At 47.1% G+C, this 25,018-nt stretch carries 13 protein-coding genes and 2 pseudogenes; all 15 read right to left on the minus strand.

Features of this window, described 5'->3' with window-relative positions; translation table 11 throughout:
• Nucleotides 1-211 precede the first annotated feature (211 nt).
• Complete coding sequence (locus AC58PV_RS02030) at nt 212-808, minus strand: hypothetical protein (RefSeq protein WP_497430627.1); 597 nt, start codon at nt 806-808, stop codon at nt 212-214.
• A pseudogene (locus tag AC58PV_RS02035) lies at nt 798-1,584 on the minus strand (glycoside hydrolase family protein). The gene AC58PV_RS02030 and the pseudogene AC58PV_RS02035 overlap by 11 nt, the downstream one beginning before the upstream one ends.
• 220 nt (nt 1,585-1,804) lie before the next feature.
• Nucleotides 1,805-2,196 (minus strand): annotated as a pseudogene (locus AC58PV_RS02040) (ABC transporter ATP-binding protein); the annotation flags it as partial.
• Nucleotides 2,197-2,224: 28 nt separating this feature from the next.
• The gene (locus tag AC58PV_RS02045; protein ID WP_497430628.1) at nt 2,225-3,289 is read right to left on the minus strand and encodes an alpha/beta hydrolase; all 1,065 of its coding nucleotides are present in this window, start codon (nt 3,287-3,289) and stop codon (nt 2,225-2,227) included.
• A 5-nt stretch (nt 3,290-3,294) separates the two neighbouring features.
• Nucleotides 3,295-4,860 (minus strand): S-layer homology domain-containing protein, encoded by a 1,566-nt coding sequence (locus tag AC58PV_RS02050; protein ID WP_497430629.1) that lies wholly within the window; start codon nt 4,858-4,860, stop codon nt 3,295-3,297.
• 95 nt (nt 4,861-4,955) lie between these two features.
• Nucleotides 4,956-6,422 (minus strand): sugar-binding protein, encoded by a 1,467-nt coding sequence (locus tag AC58PV_RS02055; RefSeq protein ID WP_497430630.1) that lies wholly within the window; start codon nt 6,420-6,422, stop codon nt 4,956-4,958.
• Nucleotides 6,413-10,285, minus strand: a complete 3,873-nt coding sequence (locus tag AC58PV_RS02060; RefSeq protein ID WP_497430631.1) for a cohesin domain-containing protein — start codon at nt 10,283-10,285, stop codon at nt 6,413-6,415. The genes AC58PV_RS02055 and AC58PV_RS02060 overlap by 10 nt, the downstream gene beginning before the upstream one ends.
• A 617-nt stretch (nt 10,286-10,902) precedes the next feature.
• Nucleotides 10,903-12,078, minus strand: coding sequence for an oligogalacturonate lyase family protein (locus AC58PV_RS02065; RefSeq protein ID WP_497430632.1), 1,176 nt, complete (start codon nt 12,076-12,078; stop codon nt 10,903-10,905).
• A 16-nt stretch (nt 12,079-12,094) separates the two neighbouring features.
• Entirely contained in the window at nt 12,095-14,308 is a 2,214-nt protein-coding gene (locus AC58PV_RS02070; RefSeq protein WP_497430633.1) for a glycoside hydrolase family 88/105 protein, read from the minus strand.
• A gap of 109 nt (nt 14,309-14,417) precedes the next feature.
• Nucleotides 14,418-18,443, minus strand: a complete 4,026-nt coding sequence (locus tag AC58PV_RS02075) for a LamG-like jellyroll fold domain-containing protein (protein WP_497430634.1) — start codon at nt 18,441-18,443, stop codon at nt 14,418-14,420.
• A 64-nt stretch (nt 18,444-18,507) separates the two neighbouring features.
• Nucleotides 18,508-19,125 carry an SGNH/GDSL hydrolase family protein gene (locus tag AC58PV_RS02080; RefSeq protein WP_497430635.1) on the minus strand — a complete coding sequence of 206 codons (618 nt, stop codon included), beginning with the start codon at nt 19,123-19,125 and terminating at the stop codon, nt 18,508-18,510.
• A 72-nt stretch (nt 19,126-19,197) separates the two neighbouring features.
• Complete coding sequence (locus AC58PV_RS02085) at nt 19,198-21,447, minus strand: helix-turn-helix domain-containing protein (protein ID WP_497430636.1); 2,250 nt, start codon at nt 21,445-21,447, stop codon at nt 19,198-19,200.
• An 87-nt stretch (nt 21,448-21,534) separates the two neighbouring features.
• Complete coding sequence (locus AC58PV_RS02090) at nt 21,535-23,073, minus strand: extracellular solute-binding protein (RefSeq protein WP_497430637.1); 1,539 nt, start codon at nt 23,071-23,073, stop codon at nt 21,535-21,537.
• Nucleotides 23,074-23,148: 75 nt separating this feature from the next.
• A complete protein-coding gene (locus AC58PV_RS02095; protein ID WP_497430638.1) occupies nt 23,149-24,066 on the minus strand; it encodes a carbohydrate ABC transporter permease in 918 nt (305 codons plus the stop codon).
• Nucleotides 24,066-24,956, minus strand: coding sequence for an ABC transporter permease (locus tag AC58PV_RS02100; RefSeq protein WP_497430932.1), 891 nt, complete (start codon nt 24,954-24,956; stop codon nt 24,066-24,068). The genes AC58PV_RS02095 and AC58PV_RS02100 overlap by 1 nt, the downstream gene beginning before the upstream one ends.
• Nucleotides 24,957-25,018: the final 62 nt, after the last annotated feature.

Consider the following 25,018-nt stretch of genomic DNA (forward strand, 5'->3'; position numbering starts at 1 on the left):
ATCAATCTCCAGGGACACAACATCCAACACGCTAATCGTTTCCCCGCCCATCACATATCATACATGTTCACCTCCATTTTGTGATCCCAAGATCCCTGGCAATGAAGAATGTTCGCTTTTACTACCATGTTTACTTAAAAATAAGGTAAAGGACTATCGGTGTAATGTTCGATAGCCCTAAATTTAAACATATTTATTAATACTAGCATTATCACTTATCTACTAAAAAAGCCGCTACTTCAGCTAAACGCGAAGCGTAACCCCATTCGTTATCGTACCATGTTGCGACGGAAAGGAGTCCTCCCTGTACTTGTGTCAGAGGAAGGTCAATGATGGACGAATGGGAATCACCTACGATACGGGAGGATGCCCATTCACCTTCTAAAACATCCAAGACTCCCTTTAACTGGCCATCTGTGGCGCTACTACGGAAAATATCATTTACTTGTTGTACTGTACAAGGTTTTTCTGTAACAAGGTTTAATTCAGCAATGCTTCCAGTACGAGTAGGAATTCGATATGCCTTACCTGTAATCTGTAAATCTTCCCATATAAATTTAAGTGCCCTTGCGGCTCCAGATGAAGAAGGAATGATATTCTCCGCAGCTGCCCAAGAATCCCTGCGATCCTTCATAGGCTGATCCGTAAGAGATTGCGTGTTTGTATAGGAATGGACTGTCGAGAATAGACCGTATTTGATCCCGAAGTTTTCTCTTACGATTTTGATTACTGGAGCCAATGCATTTGTCGTACAACTCGCCATACTAATGATTTTGTGTTTTTCCGGGTCGAAACTATTATCGCTCATACCAGTAGCCAGGGATGCCTTTTTCCAGTCGGAGCAGAGTCTCCAAATAGAAATAATCCCCCCAAATGACATAGTCATCTGGTAATACACCGCTTCTCACGGCAAATGATCCTCTGTTCAGCAATCCCTGCGGGTTACTTTCACCAATTGCGGCGTAGTTATCTATCAGCGATCTCATTGATTCATGAACGGTATTCAGTAAAAGTTCACGAACTGGATCGTCGTCTTGCAGAAGGGAGACAATTTCAAGCATACCAGCCGCAGCAATGGCAGAAGTGGAACTATCCCTTTTGGTTTCCGAAACCTGAGGAACATTGAAATCCCAGTAGACAACGCTGTCCTCTGGTAACCTCGCTGTAAAATATAACGCTAGCCGCTTAGCAGTTTCCAAAAGCTCCGGCCGCTTTAGGTAACGATAAGCAAGCGCAAATCCATAGATCCCCCAGGCTTGCCCTCGTGTCCATGTGGATCCGTCTTGGTATCCTTGTCCTGTTCCTCCGCGGTCCGAATCACCTGTATGCTGATCTATAGAATGTGTGGTACGAAGAATCATCACCTCGAATGAGAAATCGTCTACTCATTCGCGAAAAGCTCCATCTCTTGAGTATTCATAGCAGAGCCACAATATCCCTGACCAGAAGCCGTTCGTCCATTCATCATTATCATTCAATTCATATTTCCTGCTAGTGTTATTACTAACATGGGGAAACTGACTCCCAAACTGTTCCATATTTTTTAGTAATGCGCATTGCATCTTCAATTGCATATTTCCACATCTTGATAGGCCTCCTCACAATAATTAATACGATATCTTGGGATAACGATTCTTTCGTCTCCACTATAGACCTGATAATTCTTAACCTCATTAACAAATTCTGGCTAATATTGATCAAATAAATTCGCGATTCACTATTTGATTATGCTGTCATGATAATATTAATAATAAAAGTGGCTGAGTAGGATGTTCATCCTGACTTAGCCACTTTTTCGTCCACCTTAATAAATCAACCGCCCATCCCTAAACAGCACAACCCGCTTCGCCTGCTCAGCAACCTGCCGATCGTGGGTAATCACAATAATTGTCATGCCCTGTTCATTCAATCGCTTGAAAATATCCATAATCTCAGCGCCCGTCTTCGAATCCAGCGCTCCCGTTCCGCGATAGATCAGTGGAAGCTCCACATTCTCATAAGCACTTAATCTCGGCAACAGATTGAAGCTTTGGAAACAAACCCTATTTTACGATTCCTTATCTCCGCATACTGTGAATCCTTCATGGCGTGAATCTGATTTCCCTCAAGGTTATAGACCCCTTCATCCGAAGCGTCCAAACATCCGATGATCTTCATCAGGGTAGACTTACCGGAGCCCGATGGCCCCATAATCGCTTGGTGCTATTAAATCTCTCCAAAAATGTTATAGTGTTTTGCTCACTACACGGGACCTTACATGATCATCACAATTATTAAATATCAATCTACTAAAATTGTAAGCACCATTATTCCAAACATGGAAATCATGAAAACCATCCTTAATCAGAATTTGATAAAAATGATTAAGATTATTCCCCGATTGATGTATAAGCCCATCTATAGATTTTATATAACTGCCATTCGCTACTCCATCTGCATCGCCGCAAGTGGTATATAGCAAATGAAGATTATGTGTGCAAGATGCAAGACTGAGTCCAAGCGTTTTACCATCACTCGACGTAGGAGCATTTGCAACGACATAAGCGAAAAGATCTATCAAACCTGGCGCTAGCACAGTCTTATCCAACCCGTTGTTCCAGGGACTATCGGTGCCCGTGATTCGCGTCGAATCATGCCGGTAACCGCCGAGGATCAGATTCAAGGTCTGCATTCCCCCCATTGAAAGCCCAGCGATCGCTCTGTGGGTGCGGTTATATAGGATTCCCTCATAGGAGGTAACTGTAATATCTGCGGAGGTTTTGTAATTCGATTCTATAAATGGAATTAGATCGTATCTCAGCTCATAATCAAAGTAATAGAATCCGAGCATATTGGTTCCTTCGGAATTAAAGGATGTGTCTGTCCAGTCATGTGTGCTTCTTCCGTTTGGAAATACGACGATCAACGGATCGATATCACCGTTTGCAATGAGATTGTCAAATAGATTGCAGATGATAAATCGTCCGTCCACTTTACCATTGCTGCTTAGCCACTCATATTGATCCCCGCCTACGCCATGAAGCAAATACAATACATTGTATCTGACAGAATTGTCATTTGGGTTATAACCAGCAGGTAAGTAAACGTTGCATTTCTTCATTATGCTATCTCCTGCAACCGTTTCCCTCCCTGCTTCACTCCTATCGATATTCCGATCTGTTACAAGCAGTCGAGAAAAATTAATATAGTTACCTACCTTATAGGAAACTTCCTGTACCGTCCCCCGAAGCTCCTCCATAACTGACCTCGAATACTCGATAGGCACTGCCGTCACATTCATATTGTCCATGGATTTTATTGTCCCTTCAAAATCCTAATGACGATAACCGCCGCTTCTGCACGAGTGCTAAAAGCCTTCGGTTTCAGCGTACCGTCTTCGTAGCCGTTCAGCACGCCCTTGGCGGTCAAAGCCGCTATCGGTCCTTGGGCCCAGGCGGAGACGTCGCTGCTGTCCTTATAATTCAGACTGCCGCTAGCCGCAGTCAACTGTGCAACACGTGCAAGAATTACGGCCATTTGTTCCCGGGTGATGTTGTCATTGGGAACGAATGTCCCGTCTTCATAACCGTCTACGATACCCAGTGCGGATGCTATTGCAATGGCATCCTTCGCCCAATGGCTGCCGGTATCGGAGAATCCCGTTCCGCCGGTTGCCGTTAGGTGAAACGCTCTGACGAGCATGGCTACGAACTCGGATCTTGTTACCGTTGCATGAGGCTGGAATGTGCCGTCTTGATAGCCCTCTATCACTCCTGATTTTACAAGTTCTAGGATATCTGCTTCCGCCCAATGTCCTTTAATATCGGTCAAGGTCGGAAGTTGGACAGATGCGGACTTCCTTGTCGCCAATACGGCAAACTTGGTGAAGTGCGTCACACTGCCAGAAACGGTGCCCTTCACGAGGTCGACCTTAATATCGTCCAATTTGATCCATTTGCCGGTTTCTTCGTTGTACCAGTACAGTGCCACCTCATGCTCATCATCCAGCAGGCTGGTGTTGAACGGAAGGGTGATCGTGACTGGTTTGTGGAACGGTCCTGCTACATCCTTAATAATCTCATACACATCTCCAGCCAGCTTCAAATTCGGATCCGGCTTCAGCTGTGAGGTGTCGCTCAACTTTTTAATGCTCACATAAATATCACTTCCTAGTGCTCCTGCCGGCAAGTTAACTGCCGCCCCGTTATTCTCTACCTTGCCGCCTGTGTCTTTATGCACCTTAACCGCGCCTTCCGGTTCGGGGGTCGAGGCAGAGGAAGTCTGCCCCGAATTGCCCTGGCCCGAATTGTTCGAAGGTGCGACCACACTTAAGATAGCCATCGCGTTCGCGTCGAAATCGACGACGTTCATTGTACTGTCCACGATTTTTATCTTTTTCAGCTCGACCGTTCCGCTTCCCAATGACGTCGCCTCAAAAACCATTTCCGCCAGTACGACTGTCCCTGTCTCTCCGGATATTGGTCCGACTTTCGTAAACGCCAATGCAACTTGGCTGCCGTTCACCGCAGGCGCAACGGCATAACCGAATCGGCCGCTGGATGCGCTTATGAATCGTAAATGATCGGTGCTGAACGTCGCTTGAAGTTCTGTCGCATACACGTCGGATAGGCCTTGACCGACCACTTGGACTCTGACTTCACGGCCGGTGATCGGCTGATTGTTCGAAACGGAAAGCGTGTACGTCGGAGCGGCGTGAACGACCACAGTCGCCAAGGAAAACACGCTTAACAGAAACGAGCCGGCTAGTAAAAGACGTAAGCAGACGATTCGAATCTTTCTCAGCACGGCGTAGTGACCGTAAGCGTCTCCCGATCGGTGGAAATTAGGCAACAGCGCTGTCACCCTCTTGGTTTGTCTCATTCGTCAACTTCCTCTCCAAATAGATGGGGGAGGAAGACACGAAATCGCCTCCTCCCGACCGTATAGCCTATCGTTACATTATGAACCTGGTTCGATTATTGCGAGATTCCTAGAATGCGGTAAGCGACCGACGCCAGATCCTGTATGCCAATTGGACGCGGCGTAGTAATACCTAGTGCCTTGTACAACGTCCAATTGATGTCCGCGTTGCTTTGCCCGTAGTGTCTTCCAATGACCGCCAAATCCCCGATCGTCATTACGCTTGATCCGGACAATGTTTTTAACGATCCGTTGAATACGGATGTCGCTACTTCCAATTGAGTTGCCGCTTCTTGAATGCTTGCCTGGGACATGGCCGGATCGGCCAGCGCGATGTTGGCGGCTGCCAGTTTGCTTTGCAGCAGCGCTATGGAACCTGGTGCATATTGTCCAAGGAGCGAACCTTCTATCGCGCCGCTCAAGCTGCTTTGGGCTAAGGCAATTGCTGCGCTCAGAGCCGTTTTGCTAATACGCTCGATCTTCACATTATGGCTAGCCGAGCTTACCTGCGTTTCAGTGACGCCGTCCGAGATGATGACATGATCGACCGTGATGGCGTTAACCTCGACAGTCGCCCCAACGTCTTTGGCCTTGAAGCTCAGTTCCAGCAGATTGTCTGTATTGGAAATGGCCTGGCCTACGCTTGCAGCAAGGAATCGGATGTTCGCCTCACCGCCGCCCGAAGTGCCTTCATGGTCAAGCACAATCGAGAAGCCGTTTACTAGTGAGATGCCTGACACGTATTCCACCTTCGCAGGGTCGTAATGAACAGTCAGATCGATTGCATAAACGTTAGAGGTCACATTGTTCAAGCCAAAGTTCAATTTAAATGGTTGCCCGGATAAGATGGAAGCCGCTCCGCTCAGCAACGCACCTTCTTGACCGCTGATGGTGATCAGCGCGCTGCTGCTCAAACTGGACCCGTTGGCTTTCGCCGTTACTTTCACGACGCCATTCTTTTTGGCCGACAGCAATCCCGTCTCGCTGATGATCGCTGCATTTGTCTCCGAACCGTCTACTGCGGTAACCGACCATACGACTGGCACTCCCGCTAACATTTGCAGCGTGCCGGCTTTCGTCGTGATGGATGTCGCTCCGGCTGCTCCGGAAACTACCGGCGGCTTGCCGACAAGGGTAACGATACCCCACTGTGAACCGTTAGCATAGGACTGTCCGGTCACGTCGTGCCACATGATAACGTCCTGGCGGCCACCCGTTGCTTTCGCGTCATTGATCTGCAAATCAAATCCAATTACCCGATCAACCGTTGGCAGGGTAGCTTTAAAAGGGATCTTCGTTTCAATGTAATAACCGCCATCCACGACTTTGGCAAAAGACTCAAATCCCGCGCTGATACTGCCTGGATTGAAGGTTTTCGCATTCAGATAATTAATACGGTATTGTCCCATGCCTGTGCCGTAGGAGGTTTGTTTGCTATTGTTCTCATCCACAAAGATCTCGACGGAGTCATGCTCATGCGCATTGCTGCTGCTGTTGTTCAGCTCAGGGGATTTTACACGCACCAGAACATACAGGTTAGTATCGAGACCCTGCCCAGGAAGCGGTAAGGGGTTGCAGCCGCCATCGTGTAACCTACGCCCAGATCCGAGCTGTTTCCTAACAGTGCCTTAGCGTTAGTTCCAGTGCCGATGACATTGTTATTAACATAAACAGCTCTATTGGTTCCGTTTAGCTGCGCCCGAACGCTGGCAAGACCGTCAGTCGCTGTTGTTGTAATTTGTTGCCCGCCACCCGATACGCTGCCATCCGTATTACCAAAGCGGATGTTAACTCGGTTTGTTCCTACACCCAGATTAATACCGCTCCAACCACTGTTGGCCGCCCACGTTTGGTAAGCTTCGTTTAATCCGAAATAAACAAGACCACTTTGATCGCTAGAGTTGTTGGCTGTGGTTGTTGGTCTAGCCAGCGCATATATCGTCATCTGCGTACTGCCGTTATAATTCTTAAAGCCTGCGGATTTTAACGGCCTTGACATCGCTGCAAAATCTACATAGTCGTATCCATCGTTCTTTAGCGTAGGATTGCCGGTAGGTGTTCCAAGATTATCACCGCCGCTGCCGGGGACGTTCGCTGGGACAAGCTTCGCTGGAACGCTGCCCATATTGGTCCATCCAGTTACGTTGCCGCTTCCGTCTTTTTCCACGCCTTCATCAGCCTTGAGCCATAAGTCAAGACCATCTCTAGGAATATCGGCAGGCGTCATATCGCGCACCACGACACGAGCGTGCGACTGGCTGAGAACATTGCCTTCTTTCGAACGTACATAAATAATGTATGGACCGACCAACTTTGGCGCGGTTATTTCTATCATGCTGCCGGAGGCCATTGTTTCTTTGTCGCTTTCAATGAAATTTCCGTCGCTCGATGAAGAAATCCATATCTGTTTAGTAGCGTCGTCCATATCGTACGCAAACCTGACTTTCCCGCCGGGGGCGACTGACACGTCAGCCGGGAGCAGCCTATTCGCCTCCGATACTGTGGTGGTGAAGTTGAAGGTTATGGCAGGCGTCGAAGTGCTGCCTACCAAAGTCCAGCTTCCTGCAGTGCGGATTTCGTACCCATTCGTCACAGGCTTGCCGTTAAGCGTAAAAGTGTAATCCGTACTCAAAGTCAGTTTAAGCGGCCTTACTGCTGAAACTTCATAGCTCTTCCCATTTTCCACATTAGTTGCTGAACCGCTCGCATCAACATATACCGTATATTTGGAAGTGGCCGTTGCTCTGCCGTCTCCATATTTGATATACAGTTTGTATTCACCTGCGGAAGACGGAGCGTTGATTGACTTTACGTCACCTGCAGCTTTAGTCATCTTAGTGCCTTCATTAAAGACAGTTGTGTTCGCTGGCGCGATCCAAACGGTGTCTTGCGCTTGGAGCAGACCCCTGCGGTTCAGCTTTTCACCTTTACCCATGATGACATTGGAAGCCAACTCAAACTCGGTATCGGCAATGAGGCTCCTCGGAATCATATGCGTGTATTCGTTAGCAAGACCCGCATTCAAAACGATTTCGTTGCCCTTAACCGGCCAAATGCGTGCTTCGCTTTTGTAATTGTTGTAAATAATCCTAGGACCGCCGTTCTGGTCGTTATTCCCATCCACATAACCATCGACGGCAATCATATCGCTTTTGCGCTTCCAGTTGTTAAACTCATAAAGACGGCTCTGTCCGACAGCATGCGAAAGCTTGGACTGCACGACGTTGCCTATCATCTTAATGAACGTGCTGCCTTCATCCGGATGGAACCCGTTCGTCCAGTTATTGGAGGTCGTGGGTTTGCCAGTTGGATTCGGGTCAAGGAAGTTGTAGTTCATCTCAGTGAAATTCGTCCAATTGTCAGAATGCCAGTTACTACTCTTGTCAGTGACAGGGTTGTTTGTCAGATTATTGACGGTGTCCCATGTCCCTCCACCCGGCAAATTACCTGGGTCCCCCTGCCGGCCCAGTGAATAAATGGCTCCGGAGTCGTTAACAACTGTGCAAATTTCTTCTACCCGGTTATAGTTTATTTTGTTATTCCTAGAGGTCGTGGAAATTACTGGGGATCTCGCGAGACTCGTTTCATGCGTACCTTGGTACGGGCCGCCAGTCTTGTTGGTACCTTGGGAGGTAAAGCCGAAGCCATCATACTCGTCCCAACCCCAGCCGATGCTCATGGCGCCGTAAGTGGTGTCATAGATGTAGTTGTGCAGTACTTGCATATTCGTTGTGTAGAAAGAAGCCAGTGCGTTGGCGCCCGGGAATCCGTAACAGGTCCTGAACAAAAAGTTATTTGTAATATAAATATTCTCCGGCACTGCTTCCGTACCCGCCGCAAATTTCTCCTTACCAACGCCAGCCCAGTTCCTTATTGGCGTGCCAGAGAGCGAAACACTGGATTCATGCGAAACCGCCACATCGTTTTCGTAGATATGCTGCGGATGTCCGATTACAATGCCTGAAGCGAGCGTATCTACGATATAATTGCCTGAGATTTCGATATCCTTGGCATCGTTTTCTACATGGATGCCATTAAATCCGGTAAGCCCAATCTCGCCGTTCAGCACCTTGATGTTCCTCGCCGCGTTGATCATTACCGCTGCCGGCGGTATGTCATACCCTCGGTAGAAAGTCTCATGCCAATTGATGCTGCTGGGGAAGTAAACTTTGTTCACAATAGAGCCCTGAACAGATGCATAGCCTCGGGAACTGGTCGTTACCGGACCGGATCCGTCGCTCCATGTATATGTACCCGTCAGTTCAGTCAGTTTATAGTCGGTATGGGCAAACTTCAGCCCGTTGAAGGTTATGTTTTTGACACGCCCATCATCGGAGCCCGCAACAGGGTTCAACCGATCTCCGACAGGGATCCCTCTTATGTCGAGGACCGTCTCGAGCCTTGGAACCACCACGTCGGCGGTATTAATATCCTCGCCTGCAAGCGGGATGTAATAAAGCGTGCTTTCCGCCTGGTCGAAATAGAAATTTCCGCGTTTGTTGAAGAACTCGAACGCGTTGCGGATTACTTGATTGTTACCCGGATTGTATTGCGTGTTATTACCCAAAGACTGTGAAATGAACCCATACGGCATCTGGAACCGGAACATGATACCGCCGGGCTTGCTGCTGGCTGCCGGCGCCTCTTCGATCGACGCGAAAGTGATAAAAGGTCTCGCCCATCTGGCGGTGGAGCCGCCCGTGCTTTCGGCTTCGATGTTTTGGGGGTTTTTCGTTGCTGTCGTCAGACCTACGCTGGCGTCGAATACGATACCCGCCCGGATGTTGGTGCCATTCTGCCACGCCCAAGGGTTATTGGCAGCGGTAAAGCTGGCAGTGGGAGTGCCCGTGACGGTTCTGTTGGCCGAAGCTATTTCCGAGCTCTTCGTCATGGTGGCGCCCTTATCGTTTACATAGAGTGCGCGCAGCTTATCGCTGCGGTTAAGGGTTGTTTTATACGCCTTTAATCCGCCTGTCTGAGTAAGGCCAACCGCTTCTGTCCATACGCCTTTTTGCAGCATTTCGCCGGCGCTGATTACCGGCTTTGCCCCCGGCGCCGCCTCATAGCGAATCGTGCTGCTTGCACTTCCGGAATCATTCTTGTCAAAAACGAGAGTTTCATCAAGCGGATAAAAGCCATCGGCAATTTGAACGACGATATCACCACCAGTCTTAGGCAGTGTCCTTACTACTGTTTTTGCCTTAGCAATCGATTTATACGGCTTCGCTTGTGTTCCGTCACCTGTGTTATCATTGCCATTTGTAGCAACATAAATCGTTGCACTTGGCGCACTGGCAGCCGCTTCTACCGATCCTGCATATGGTATCATGGATAAGATCATTACCAAAGTCATAAGCCAAACGAATGCTCTCCTTCTCACTTTCATAAAACCTCCTTGGATTGGCAATTTATAAACTGTTCTGGTTAGCACGACAGTAGGAGTTTTGTTCAAATCACCCCCTTCCATTCCGAACTTAACAGCGTCATGTAAGCGATATCATTTCTCAGTCCATTGTAGTTTTTCACGACTCTTTCGTACAGAGACAATCATACGGCCAGAAGGAATTTTGTAGGAACATTGATGGGTTATAGGGGAATCTTACAAGTCTTCTAGTTCCTCATCCCACACCATAGTAATTTGAGCAAAAAAAACTTTCATAATTGTAATTGTCTCCTTCGTCATCATAGTAAACGAAAGAACTATTTTGCCCGGAGTAGATATATTTACATAGAGTGGGATACGGTCTCAAAGCTGTTTCCATGATGATCCTCCTTATTCTGACTTCTTTAATGAGTTAACCGAAATTTCGAGATGCTGCGTTCGAGCCAGACTCTCAGTTAAGTTAATAGGAATAGCAAACGGACAAGAACTTGATCTCATAAAAAAAACCCGCGGTTTACGCGGACTTCATTAGGAATGTGCAAAAAAGCTAACGATATCACTTATCTACTATAATGCTTTTATTTAATCCGGCGTGGTCCGGCACTGCTTCGTAATGATTTCTAACTTTCTATCAGCTTATCACTCTTCACCGTTTTGTCCCAATCTGCCCTAGCCATATAAACATTGGATTTTCCACCTCTATCAGAAGAGAACAAGATATACTGATCATCACGGGTAAAGATGGGATGCGGATGAGACATCTGGCTGCCCCATGAAGTACCGTGAGCACAAAGAAGGCCGACTTCGATTGAACCCCCTTCGTATTTTAATAAGGACATATAGTTCCCACTATCCTTCATCACTTCGCGAATGTGTGCACGATCACCGACACCCATCGTTTCCTGGTAGTTCATCTGTACATGGGAAGGTCGAGTATAAGGGTAATAAAATCTTCTCTCATTCGAACCATCTGTGTTTATAAAAATATCGCCATGTAACAAAAATTCATCTCCGACCCGCTCCCTAGATGAATACTGTGCGCCAACCCTTCCGCTGGCAGTAAAAAATTCATGCCCGATCCGTTCCAAACCCACCTTCTGATCCACAAGCGGATACACTTTGTCATGGTCGATCCGCGCCGTCCACATTCGCTGAACCTGTAGCCACGGTCCTTCATGGCAATACAAAATAATATTTGGATCGACCGGGCTTATATTCACATGAGAAATATATTGACCTTCTCCCCACACCACATAGGGAGCTCTTCTTTCGATGTCATAACGAATAATTACACTCGTTGGCCTACGGAAGTGTTTTTCCCTATGCGTTGAATAGGTGCCACCTGTTTCCGTACAAAGTTCCATATGTTCCACATACGAAAAAGATAGAAATTTCCCTGAGTTATCAATAGATAGATCACTGGGCTTGAAGCCAATTGGAATTTGCATGAGCTCTTCCGTCTCCAGATTATCAAGGCGAACCCGCATCAGCGTGCGGTCTGCAAAATAATAGACAATATGATTCCAGGCATCGAGTACGGAACTGAAAGGAATAACCCCCTCTCGATCGGTGATTTGCACCATTTGTCCATCTTTAAACCTCAGTGTGTATAATTGCATCGAACCGGAACGATTAGACGCCAGAAGAATGTAATTATTGTCAGAATCAATCAATGTTTTGGTGAAATAAGGATGATACGTATCTCCGGAATTGTCGGTGAGCTGAATGACTTCGACACCCGTCAATTCATCTTGTTTTCTGGTGATTGTTGAGTAATTTACATCGCCTTTCATCATGTCCACTCCTCGTCATTTATTCCGCAGTATGCAAAGTTGATAACATCCGGTTCATGTTGTCGGCCTCAATTCCGGCAAGCAGGACGATGCCAATGCCATGCGGATCATTCGTAACCGCCTTAAGCTCATATTTGTAATAATCAGGGGAGAAGGAATATTTGGATCCGCAGCATACACCATGGACAGATCCATTGCCTTCAAAGGCATGTTTAATTAATCCATTCCACGCTTTGCGTACAGCCGCTGCATATAGCCTGGTATTTTCCAGCCAGCCGAAGCGTACCCCTCTAGCAAGGGCATAAACAAACATGGAAGTACAGGACGTTTCCTCGAACGATCCCTCATCTGTTAATACTTGGTGCCACAAGCCTGCCTTCCCTTGTCGACCAAGTAATCCTTCAGAGAAATCTCTGAAGAAGGCAAGCAGCTCTCCTCTATCCCTGTGGTCCTCAGGCATAGTCTCTAGCAGCTCCGACAAAGAAAAAATAACCCAACCGTTTCCGCGTCCCCAAGAGATCCCATTAGCCATATGAAACTTGAAATCATAGACATGAGACATCAGTTTTTTATCGGGAAGATACAAGTATTTCTTATAAAGCAAGAACTGTCTCGCAGCATCATCAAGCCATCTACGTTCACCTGTCAGCTTATAGTACCGGATCAGGAATGGGGTGCTCATGTACAAATCGTCTGCCCATAACGTATTTTCCATGTAATAACCCTTGGAATCACGATAAAATGCACCGTCATCCTGCCGTTCTTGCGTGCTTGCCATATATTCGGCAATGACATACGCCAGCCTGACAAAATCGTCATCCTGCGCCTCTCTATTTGCCTCCAGCATGGCACTACCGATCGAGCCACAATCGTCCAGCATCTTCATATCTACTAGTTTCGTGTTTATAGCTGGATACCCATACTGCTTACGGTCCCACACCGCGTAGCTGTACATCGTCGTACACGTTTTTAGATGTTGTTGTGCGTATCTTACAATATCAGGTCGTGTGAGTTTTCTACCGGTCAGGAGTAGACCATACAGTGTCACACCAATTGGATAATTCCATCTTGCATAACGGGCATTTTGTAGGTAAGGTCTGATCCAAACTCCAGGCTTATCTATTCGCCAGTACGTATAATTGCCAGATTCTTTTGCGGCATCATCCACTTCAAACAAGCTGTACATCGTTTGCAGCTGTTCTGGGACGATACCTGCAATGCGCTCCATCGGCCCTAGATAAAACCAACATTCATCGGTGCCTTTTACAGGGTGTGGCTGACCAAACGAATACCCCTCATCTCCAGCTGTCACTTCCAGTGAAAAACCCCAGTCTTCCTTCCCACACGCAGACTCAACTAACCAATTGTGTACCCCGTATACGAGATTAACCTCACACTCAAATGGCCCTTCCTTCTCGGACATCGAGACGAGTTCGCTGTTAACCCAGATGCGAAGCTGGCCGGCTGACCATCCCTTCAAAGCGAACCGATTCCGTCCGGGGAGAACGGAGTTCCCTTTCGCCCAAGCATATGCCACCTTATTCGGCTGGACACCGTAAATTCTTGCACAGTTCATCAGCGACTGCTGATCAGCCGTTCGCGCCTGAGAAGGAAACCACAGGACAGGGGAGTCCGTTTCGGATCCTTTCACGTTGGGGAAGTTGGTTTCTCCGAACCGTTCATCATCTTGCAGCTCCGAATACAACCAACCGCCACAGTCGTATCGATTTTGGAACGGGTTCATAAAATCTAAAGGCGTCGAATGGCTGCGGTTTGAACCGAATATGCAGCCGAAACCGGAAGCTACCTTTTGAAAAATAAGCAGAAACGCATTCCAGCCTTCTTGCAACTTTACTTCAACAATTTTGCGCGTATCTACATTAACCTCTTCAGATACCCCCGATTTATAAAACAGCTTGCCATTCAGTAGCAGCTTCGTCGGACCATAACAATTGATTGCTGTTTCAACAGACCTGACGTTGTCACTCCATAGCATGCCAAGTGCGAAGGCATATTGACCATTAGCAGCACCGGGATGTTTTTCATGCATATTAAAATCAAATCTGCCATCCTGTAACTGTGGGATTGAAAGCCTGCTATAGCATCTGAATACAAACGAATGCGGAGGATTATTCGCTATATATGAGCCTGCTATTGTTTCAAGGATGGCGTCTGTGTTCTGATCTGCCATCTTATATGTCATGCTAGCTTCTAATTCAAAATATTGTTTCATTTTTTCTCCTTCTTCCACCTAAACGATAGGTTCCATGCTAAGAAAAAGATACGGATACGCCGACTGCCAATTAGAAGCTGGAAGTCGGCGTAGTTTACGGTTATATCTCCTAGTTACCCGCTAAACCTGCAATATCCGAACTCGTCAATGCGTTGTTATAGACATATACTTCGTCAATCTTGCCGTTAAAAGCATTCGAAAAATCCGGCCGTCTTCCTATAAACACATGTTGGTTGTTGTTATATTGCATCGACGGAATCGAGCTGAGATTGGAGTTGCTTAATACACCGTTGACGTAGATCCTTAGTGCAGTGCCCGGCTCAAATACAGCCGCCAGATGGACCCATTGGCCAACCGGTAACGTACTTGCTGTCAACACGGTAATGGAAGAAGTTGCACCCGTTGCGATCTGGAATACGCCATTGCCTCCGGAATTCGTATACAGGCTCCATGACCTAGAATTGTTTCCGTTCTCCTTTGAGATGATTCGGCCACTGCTCGTGAAGCTGTCGACATAGACCCAGGAGGCAAGAGACATGGCACCCGTAATTTGCAATTCAGTGGGAGTTCCCAGATCCACTTCATCGTTCGCTCCATCAAAATCTAGACTGTTTCCAAACTTGCCCGCTGTCCATACGGGTCCGTTAATCAAGGTTCCGTTCAAATGATTGCCCGAGGAATCCGATGCGACCGTCCCTGAAGTCTCATCAAGCTTCCAGTATCCTACAGCGGATGTTGCGCCGGGCGATACTGTAAGCTGAATCGTATACGCATTGCTCGTCGTTCCATCAGAAGACGTCACCATAACGACAGCCGTGCCCGGCAGACTCGCTGGTAAGTTATACGCCACTGTAGAAGGCGATGCTGAGCTGGCATCCAGTGAAGCCGCCGATAGCGTCGGCACGCCAGAACCAGTCGGCAGTACGATATTGTAGTTATACGTACCCGGTGCGAACCCCGCGACAGCCTGCCCATTCACCTGCAGGTCACCGAGCATCGCCGGCACACGTACTTTGTACTCAGCTTGGTTGACGCCATTATCCGAGCTATTCGCCGTAAGAGTTGCTGTACCAGCATATACACCAGCGACGTTAACGGATGATACGTCGATAACCGACGATGATGTAATCGAAGCTGCCGTACTGCTGGATTTCCAATCGGCATTCAAATTGGATGTGTTCGGGAACGGCTTTGTGGAGTCGAGCTGAATCGTTTGCCCAACCGGCACTGCAACAGCCGTATTATCTGCTTTAACCGTAATCGGCACCGAATACCCATTGGCTAACCGCACGAATAAGGTCGAGTATTCGACAGCCCGGTTAAATGAAGCTTTGGTGCGGTCCACATTAACTGTAAACGTTACTGAAGCGTTACTTCCGAAGGTTCCCGTGGAGGGTGTAACCGAATACCAATCTTCTTCCACATTACGTCGAATCGTATAACTGCCAGATCCACTGAGTGTACCTGTCGAAATCGTGAACGTAGCTGAGTTGCTCGTTTCTGGAATGCTAACCAAATATTTATCTGACTGGAACGGGATCGGCCGTTTCGGGAACAAGCTGCTCGACCCTTGTTCAAAAGCGCCAATATCAGGAGCAGTACCAGAAAACGTATTCGAAAAGTTATCTATGATTGTTCCCTGATCCACAACGTTTACTTCCCTTGCCGTATCGATGCCAGAAATCGTCGGTGTAAAAACACCCGCATCCGGATTCGTCATCTTGCCGATCTTGAACAAGCCATGTGCCTCGGCTCCTGGATTTGCATAAATATCCCCGGATCCATCAGCATCCGTCGTACGTCCCAACGCATCATAATCAAAATTCGTACCGGGATTGACGGATGGACTATTATCCTCAATGTTGTAATAATTAGATGAGCCCTTAGTGAGATCCCTCATCACGACAATGAGATTATTTCGGGTACCGCCATACCAGTTCTTCGGCGTACTGCTGCCAGTAATCGCTTTGGGCACTGCATAGATGGTATTGTTAAAAAACCAGGTCTCACCTTTATACACGGTACTGCTGTTGCCGCCTAATTTGACTACCGACCCCGTGCCTGTTCTTCGATAATCGTTCAGATTATAAAATACATTATTAAATGCATAGCTCGGACCGACCATGTTCGGAGCGAAGCTGGTGCCGGAATAGCTCATTTCGAAACGATTGTCGAACACTCGGATATTGGACTGTCCGCCATCGAATTCTACACTATCATCATTCGCGTATCCGAAGAAATTCCCATAGATGTCAGCATCCTTATAGAAGCCGCCGCTCTCTGCATTGTTATAATAGCCGCTGATCACGTCATTGAATCGATGGTACTCATCCGTGCCAATGAAGTCGTTATACCTGACCACCATACCGCCTGCACTTCGAAGGTACATCGCCTCGGGTCCTTGCGGGTGAGAATTGCTATACACTTGCCCATCCGAGGTGATACCTCCCCATGGGTTCGCATAGCCTCTCGGCTCATGCACATAGCTGCGTTCTACAACGATGTTCTTCGCATCCTCGATCCGGAAGCCAGCATCACCTTCCAGCATATCTCCTTGCGCATCGATTGGTGTGCCATAACCTACATCGCTTTTATTGATATAGGCCAATTGTGCAGCTGTATGCACGGCATCGACCGCTGTACGCCCCCAGCCGGAAATATCCGCATTTGTAATCCGGACGTCGTGATCCGTGCTGTTCAGGTAGACACCATTCTTGCTGCCGCCTTTGACAATGAAGCCATCCAGGATCGTATAGACCGTATTCGTAATCGTGACGGCATTCTGAGTTAGCGTACCAGCATCGATGGTGAGGCCCGTATCGTTAACAATTTTGATCCAACCATTGTTCGTTCCGGTCAGCCCGTTAATGACCAACCCGCCACTCGTGTACAAACTGGATAGCGAAATCGTCTGAGCGATCACGGGGTTAGATGTCCAAGTTTGGACCGTTCCCGTCTCCGATTTGATGAGTGTGCTTCCGTAGTATATATCGGACTTGACATCGTAGGTCGTATTCTCATCCAACCTCACAATACTGCCTGAGAAAATCTCCTTGCCTGGAATATAAATGGGATCCAGTGCATTTTTCCATACTGTGTCTGTTGTCTTCTTATAGTACAGATGACGGATCAGATCATCCCGCCCGCCTGCAATATAAGCACTAATGGAGTTAAAAGAAGGCGTCAGTGTCAACCCGTAAACCGGCGTAGGCATGCCAGCCGTTACCGTCACTTGAGCGGATGCAGTATTTATCGTAGGAGTTGTACTCGGTGGTGTGGTTGTCGTAGATGTGGCCGAGATGGTCGCAGTTCCGGTATTCACCGCTGTGACTAGACCTGTGTTGGCATCGACAGTAGCGACGGAAGAATTGCTGCTGCTCCAGACGACGGCCTGCGGTGCTCCGGAAGGAGCTACAGTGGCGATAAGTGTCTCGGTACCCGCCTTCTCGATGGACGTCGACGTCTTATTCAAAGTGACGCCTGTCACGGAGCTCGGTGCCGTGCCGCCGGTTTGCACGAGGCTGACATCATCGACATAAGCGGTCATGCTGCCGCTGACTGCGCTGCTGGAGAACACATAGATCCGCATATATTTCGCATTTGCGGGCACAGTGAAGTTGTTTTGATACAATGTGTATCCAGAAGTCGTCGTCCCCGTAACCGAGCCAACGATGACATCCGAACCGACTGTCGTGGATCCGGTCGTGGAGAAGTTATCTGGCCCCGCTTTGTCATAAAACCGGACGACCATTCCCGTCGAGGATGCCGCGTTCGTACAAGCCGTTACATTCAAGTAAAATGAAAGGTTGTAGGTCTGACCGGGAATGACGGACACAAATTGCTGTGCCGGTGTCTTTTGGCTGCCCGAACCTGCCGATACCTTCAAGGCATTGTTACCTGAATGGGCATAGGTCGAGCCCGCCGGAGTGCCGTTCGTAGCCTTCGATCCTGTCGAATCGATCTTCCAGCCGTTGAAGACGAGAATGCCTGAACCTGTCGCACTCTCGAACCCACCATTCAATAGATTTCCATTCCCGAAGGCGGAGGCAGGCTTCGCCATTCCTAACGGGATATACCCCAATACCAAGCAAAACATGATGAGCTTGCATAATCGACTTTTCAACACATTACTCATTCAGTAGTTCCTCCTTTGTGGTGGATCCTAACAAACTAGTGCGTTTTGTGCGTTATGAGCTTCGTTATCTTATGTTGTGCAAGTAGCTGGCAATGAACGCTGCTTGCTGCATTCGGATCTGTGGGACGTAATGGACATGGTCGTTGAACAACGTCTTGCCATCGCCTAATTTTTGCGTAAATCTGTACAAATCTATGGATTGGATGCCAGCAGCCTCCATGATTCGATCGGCAACTTCATTATAGTGAATGACGTCGCGATTCAATCGTACAAACTTCTTCATCCGCTCCTCGTGGATGGCATCATCGACAGGCGTGGTCCTCACCCAAACTATCCGAACAGGAAGCGGCTGCATGAGTTGTAGAATCGCCTGTAAGTTCGCTTCGTACAACTCTAATGGAATTTGCAGCTCGCCCGTCGACACATTACGTTTCACATCGTGCAGCCCGCAATTCAGCAGCAAAATATCATGATCAAACAAGCGATTCGCTACGAGAAAGGATAAATATTGAAGTACCATTCCGCTGTCCCCACCGTTTGCTCCTCTCATCGCCTCGGGGAGATCTTGGTTTTCGTTAATGGAATCCCGATCCTTCTTACGATCGTAAATCATTCCGCCTTCCAGTATTGTCTCCAAGTAGACACCATAATCGATGGATATGCTGTCTCCTACAACGAACAATTTATCCAGGCGCGATCCCTCCTTTGCAATTGCCCAATTTACATTTAGAAACCACCTCCTCCGGCGGTAACCTTACTGTTTCCTTTGTTCTCGATATTTGCCAGGTGTGATGCTCTCTGAACTTTTAAATGAGCGAATAAAATTGCCAGAATTGCTAAAATGCAGCTTCTGCGCGATTTCATTAATCGTCATATCTGTTTCACGCAGCCATCTTTTTGCGATGCCAAGACGAACGTTAGCCATATACTCGCCGAAATTAATGCCCATTTCCTGTCGAAACACTCGGCTGACATATACAGGGTGATAGTTTAAGCGTTCTGCGCATAGTTCCAAGGTCAGATTGGTTTCAGCCTCGTTGTTAATCATTGCACAGACTTCTTTAGAGATGCGATGATGCGCCTTGTCTTTTTGCTCGCCAATCAACTTGACTAATGGCGCAATCAACATCTGCATAAACCAACCTTCGATTTCCGGAATCGTCTTAATTTCGAACAATTTTTCAAATAACGATACCGTTCCGTCGTAGGGCATGACGCCTCCTATCTCCTGATGAAGACGCAGTAGATCGGTTAGAAGTCTCGCCACAAAGATTTGGTAATCTCGATGGTTAGCCGCATTCTTGTAAATTTCCTGAAGAAATACGCTAAGCTTATGCCGAATCTCTTCCTCATTGCCTAGTTTAATCGAATCAATCAAGTCATTCTCCATCTGCATTGGAAAAATGGGGGGCAGCTCTCGGTTAGGCTGAACTTCGTCAAAAAAAAGAAGCGATTCTTGCTCATAGCGAATTCGGTATTTGAGGGCCTCAACCCCTTCCAAATAAGCCTTAGGTATTTCCTTTAAGTCTGTATGCACCCTACTTACTCCGATGCTTAACGGCAAGCGCAAAAACTCTCTCACCTTTTGCTGAATGTCCATCGCCCGTTCAAAAGCCAGAAGTCGAGCCTCCTGAGCGTCGTCGGCCTCACTGCCCATAATCAACACTTGCGAATGGTTAATGACAACCGTTTCGAAGCGCTCACGGGCTGGAACAATCTCACCTGCAATATTGCTAATTGCAAACATTAACAGATAGCGATCTTGCTCCGTGTAGCTGGTCCCTTCAAGCGTATCAATTTCCGATACAAGCACCATATATTGCTTCAAGTTGGTAGGGTAATTGTAACTCTTCATCATCTCTTCAATTTCATTCCGGCGCCATTCGCCCAGTAGGAGCTTGGTCGCGAAAAACTGCTTCAACTGATCGCTCATTTGTTGCCGCAAGTGAAGCAGCGACTTCAACTTCCCGCTGATAATGTCGATCTCGTTTCCTTTGTCCGAGCCCGACACTAAATCGCGGAGCACGCCATACCATCTTTTTATAGGCGAATAAATAACCCGAGAGCTGTAGAGCGACACAAGAAAAGTGAGAATTAATATTCCCGTGCAAATATAAACCGTGTACCGGCCAATTTCCCTTGAGTCCATTGAAATGTCATCTAATGAAATAACCGATAAATACAACCAACTGTTGTAGCTCGAACGGTAGGGAATAATCACGGACGGCTTGCCGTTAAGGTCAACCGTAATTGCCTTATCATTTTCAAGATCGGTTGTTTGCGCTACAACTGCGTCGAGTGCACTTTGCAAATGCGTATCTGAGCTCGTTCCAGCTACAAATTTTCGTTCCTCGTCCATAATGAACATTTCGCCGAACTCTTTATTTTTGGCAAGGATGGCATCAAGATCATCCAGCGAAATGTCGACGAGTAACAAGGCAATTGGATTCGCAGAATGCAGTGGCAGCCTTTCAACGACCGTAACTGTTTTGTCGGATAGGTAATACCGATTAAATTGCTGGCCGGCATCCGTATAGTGTGAGAAAAGTGATTGATCCGAATAATAAGTAAAACTGTTAAAACGGCCACCACTGCTGATCAGCCAATTCTTTTGAAGATTGACAAGCACGACATCGGATATACCAAGTTCATAAGATTGCATAAAAGAAATTTCCTGCTGAATTTGCCCCACAGCTTGAAAGTCGTGTTGGGTAACCGCTTTGTTAAGCGTCTGGGCGACTAGCGTGGAGTACATCAATTGATTCATCATTTTATCGACCAGACTTAATTCCCTTTCCGTTCGCAGATGAATCTGAGCCAATATCAAATCGTTGCCACGGATCACTTTCTCTTTAATCGAATTAGAGGAAATGACATAGGAAAGTAACCCCAGCGTAATAACCGGAATGGCACCCAGCAATATACTGATCGCCAGCAGCTTGGTAAAGTATCGAGATACCCCAATGTTCATGCGCTTTCTTCCAGATCCAATTGAAGACTTCATCGCTACTCCTCCGATAAGACGACTGGGGCTACCTCCTGTAAACGGTACAAAAGAAAGCCCAGGCATTGTTAGCTAGTTAGTTAATTGCTATTTCTTAACCGCCTGATAAGCGGCGTTTATTTCTTCAATGTACTTGGTACCTCCGTTGCTCTTCCATTGCTCAACCGCTTTTTTCCATCCTGCTGCGTCAAGTTCGCCTAGGATAAATTTGCTTTGCGCATCGTTGACAGTTTGATCCAACGTCTTGCCAAGTGTCGTATAAGTGGCCGATTTATAAGGTGCTGCAGGATTGAACACAGCAAACTTCTCATTTTCCCTGCGGACTTCTGTCGATCTAGCGACTTGCGGATCGTCCGATTTTAATTGCGGCATCAAATCAGTTAATATACTCAAGTTATAGATGCCTGGACCCGCGCCTGTCGACTTGGTGAAGCCATCTTGATCTTTCCACACGACTTTTCCGCCGTCCAACGTATAGTGGACTCCCTCAATGCCATAGTTTAGCAGGAGTTGTGCTTCCTTACTGCCCAGTTTGTCAATGAATCCCAATACTTGACGCAACTGTTCCTCTGTCTTTACGTTTTTCTTTGAAACCATCATCATCAAGTTGAATCCACTTTCACCTCGTGTTTTGATACCAGCCGGACCTGTAAATTGGTTTATCATCATCACTTGTGCCTTCGGATCATTTTTCTGAACTGACTTCTCCCGAGTGGAATCAGACACCTGATAATAAATACCCGCTTTACCGCCATAGAAAATTTCGTTCTTTTTGTTGGAATCGACCAGTAAGAAGTCCTGGTTGACGCCATGCTCATCATACAACTTCTTCATGGCATTAAGGGCGTCTGTATACTGTGGCGTCAGCACTGCCGGAACTAACTTACCGCCGTCTTCCGTCCATTCGTTCGGTCCGCCTAGCCAAGTAAGCAACGCTTTGAAATCCGAACCGCCATTATCCATCACCCATCCGGTCGTATCATTCTTCCCGTTCTTGTCTGGATCACCGGTTCCAAAAGCAACCGCTGTATTCAACAGCTCTTGCGGCGTTGACGGAACTTTCAGCCCCATATTGTCTAACCAGTCCTTGCGAATAAAGATTGTACTTCTCGCTTTATCTCGACCACGGTAAATGCCGTATGTTTTTCCTTTGTAGGAAGCATTGTTCAGGACACCAGCATCAAGCCGCTTCAAATTAGGGTAATCTTTTAGATAGGGTGTTAAATCCCAGAATACACCGGCATCAACGGCATTTGTAACGGCCGGTAGATTGAGATCGGCCACAACAATCGTAGGCAAATCTCCTGCTGCGAGAGAGGCAGTCAACTTGTCGTTGTATGCCGCGTTCGGCACCCAGTTGATGTTCAACTTTGAGTTCGTAACTTCCATGAGTTTCTTCATGACATCACTATCGGCTGCTGGTGCATTAGGCGAGGTGTACATCGCCATCATAGAAATATTCACCGCTTCAGCTGGTTTGGCGTTAGATGTCGCAGTTGCCGAGGATGCTGGGGTTGCTGTCGAGGTAACCCCGCTCTTTGTTCCTTCGCTGCATGCCGCTAGTAGTGCAGTGCTTAGTACTAGAACGACGATAGCTCTCTTTTTTTGTAAAGTAACCGTTTTCATTTCTGCCAATACCCTCTTTCTATTAAAATTATATATTAAATGATGACGAACTGCACTCCCGAAGAGCATGCAATATCATCCTTTAACCGAACCTAGTAGAACGCCCTTGGTAAAGTACTTCTGTAGAAACGGATATACGAGTAGGATTGGAAGCGTCGCCACAACGATGACAGCCGAACGAACGATATTTGAAGGCGGTATATAAGCGAATTCGTCGTCACCTATCCCGGCAGTACTGACTGTCACGATCTGTCGGAGCAGAACCTGAATCGGCCATTTAGACTGGTCATTCATATACAGAATCGCAGATAGAAACGTGTTCCAATGACCGACAGCATAGAAAAGTGAAATCGTGGCAATGGCCGGCAGGGACAAGGGCAAAATAATACGAAACAGGATCAAGGGGTCGCTCGCGCCATCGATTTTCGCCGATTCTTCCAATTCATCCGGGAGTGCCTGAAAGAAACTTTTCAGTACGATTAGAATGAACGGACTAACAAGTCCAGTGAGCCATAACGCCCAATATGAATTCAATAACCCCATCGATTTCACCAGCAAGAAGTTAGGAATCAGCCCGCCAGTGAACAGCATCGTAAACACGATCATTAGCATAACGGGATTTCGGCCTTTCAAATATTTTCTCGATAGCGGATAAGCGATCAACGAAGTCACAATGACATTCAGCGCGGTCCCCAGCACGGTAATGAAAATCGTATTCAGTAGACTTCGTGGCAACGTGTTCGACGAAAATATAAACCGAAATCCGTCCAAACTGAACTTCGTCGGGATTAGCAGAAATGGATGTGCTGCCAGCTGCGAAGAATCCGCGATGGATGTTGCGAAGACATGCAAAATCGGAATAAAACAAATCAGAGCATATAGAAGTAACAGAAAATAATTGATCCAATCGAATAACACAATTCCCGATCGCTTGTTGGACACGCTGAGTGGCAAAGATACGTTTCCTGTCGTTGTCGGTTTCGTCTGTTCCATTACCATATACCCTCTTCTCCGAACTTTTTGGCCAATCGGTTTGCGAGATATACCATAATTAAACCCGCTACCGATTTGAATAGACCGACTGCGGAGCTGTAGCTGAATTGACCACCGAGAATCCCGACATTATAGACGTAAGTATCGAATACATCCGCAACGCCTCGATTCATCGAATTTGACATTAGAAACACATGATCGAAGCTAAGATCCATGATATCCCCTACTTTAAGGATTAGCAGAATGACAACGACATTGCGTATTCCTGGCAATGTAATATGCCAAATTTGACGTAGTCTGCTCGCCCCGTCAATCTCTGCCGCCTCGTAAAGACTCGTGTCTACACCAGCTATCGCGGCTAGATAAATAATCGTACCCCAGCCTGCATCATGCCAGATGGACTGAATCGCATATAAGGGACGGAACCAAGCAGCGTCGAGCATAAAGTTAATTTTATTGCCGCCAATTGATACCAATAGATTATTAACGATTCCACCTTCGGTCGTCAGCATGAGGTAGGACAACGAAACTACAACGACCCAAGAAAGAAAATGTGGTAAATAAATAACCGTCTGAATAAATCGCTTATAAACCTGCTTTCGAACTTCATTTAACATAAGCGCGAGAATAATCGGAACTGGAAATGCAAAAACAAATCCATATACAAACAACATTAAGGTATTTCGGAGTAATATAAGAAATGTATCTTCTGTAAACAGCCTGTGGAAATGCTTGAATCCAACCCAATTACTACCCGTAAATCCGATAAACGGCTGATAATCTTGAAAAGCAATAACGTTCCCAAGCATAGGTAAATACCGAAAAATTATGAAATATAAAACACCAGGGATCATCATCAGATACAGCCATCGATGCTTACCTAATTCCATGCGCACTGCCAATAACACCACCTTGTCAAATGATTAGACGCTAGCAAGCTCACTATAATCGG

The organism is Paenibacillus sp. J22FR83, from assembly GCF_059691955.1.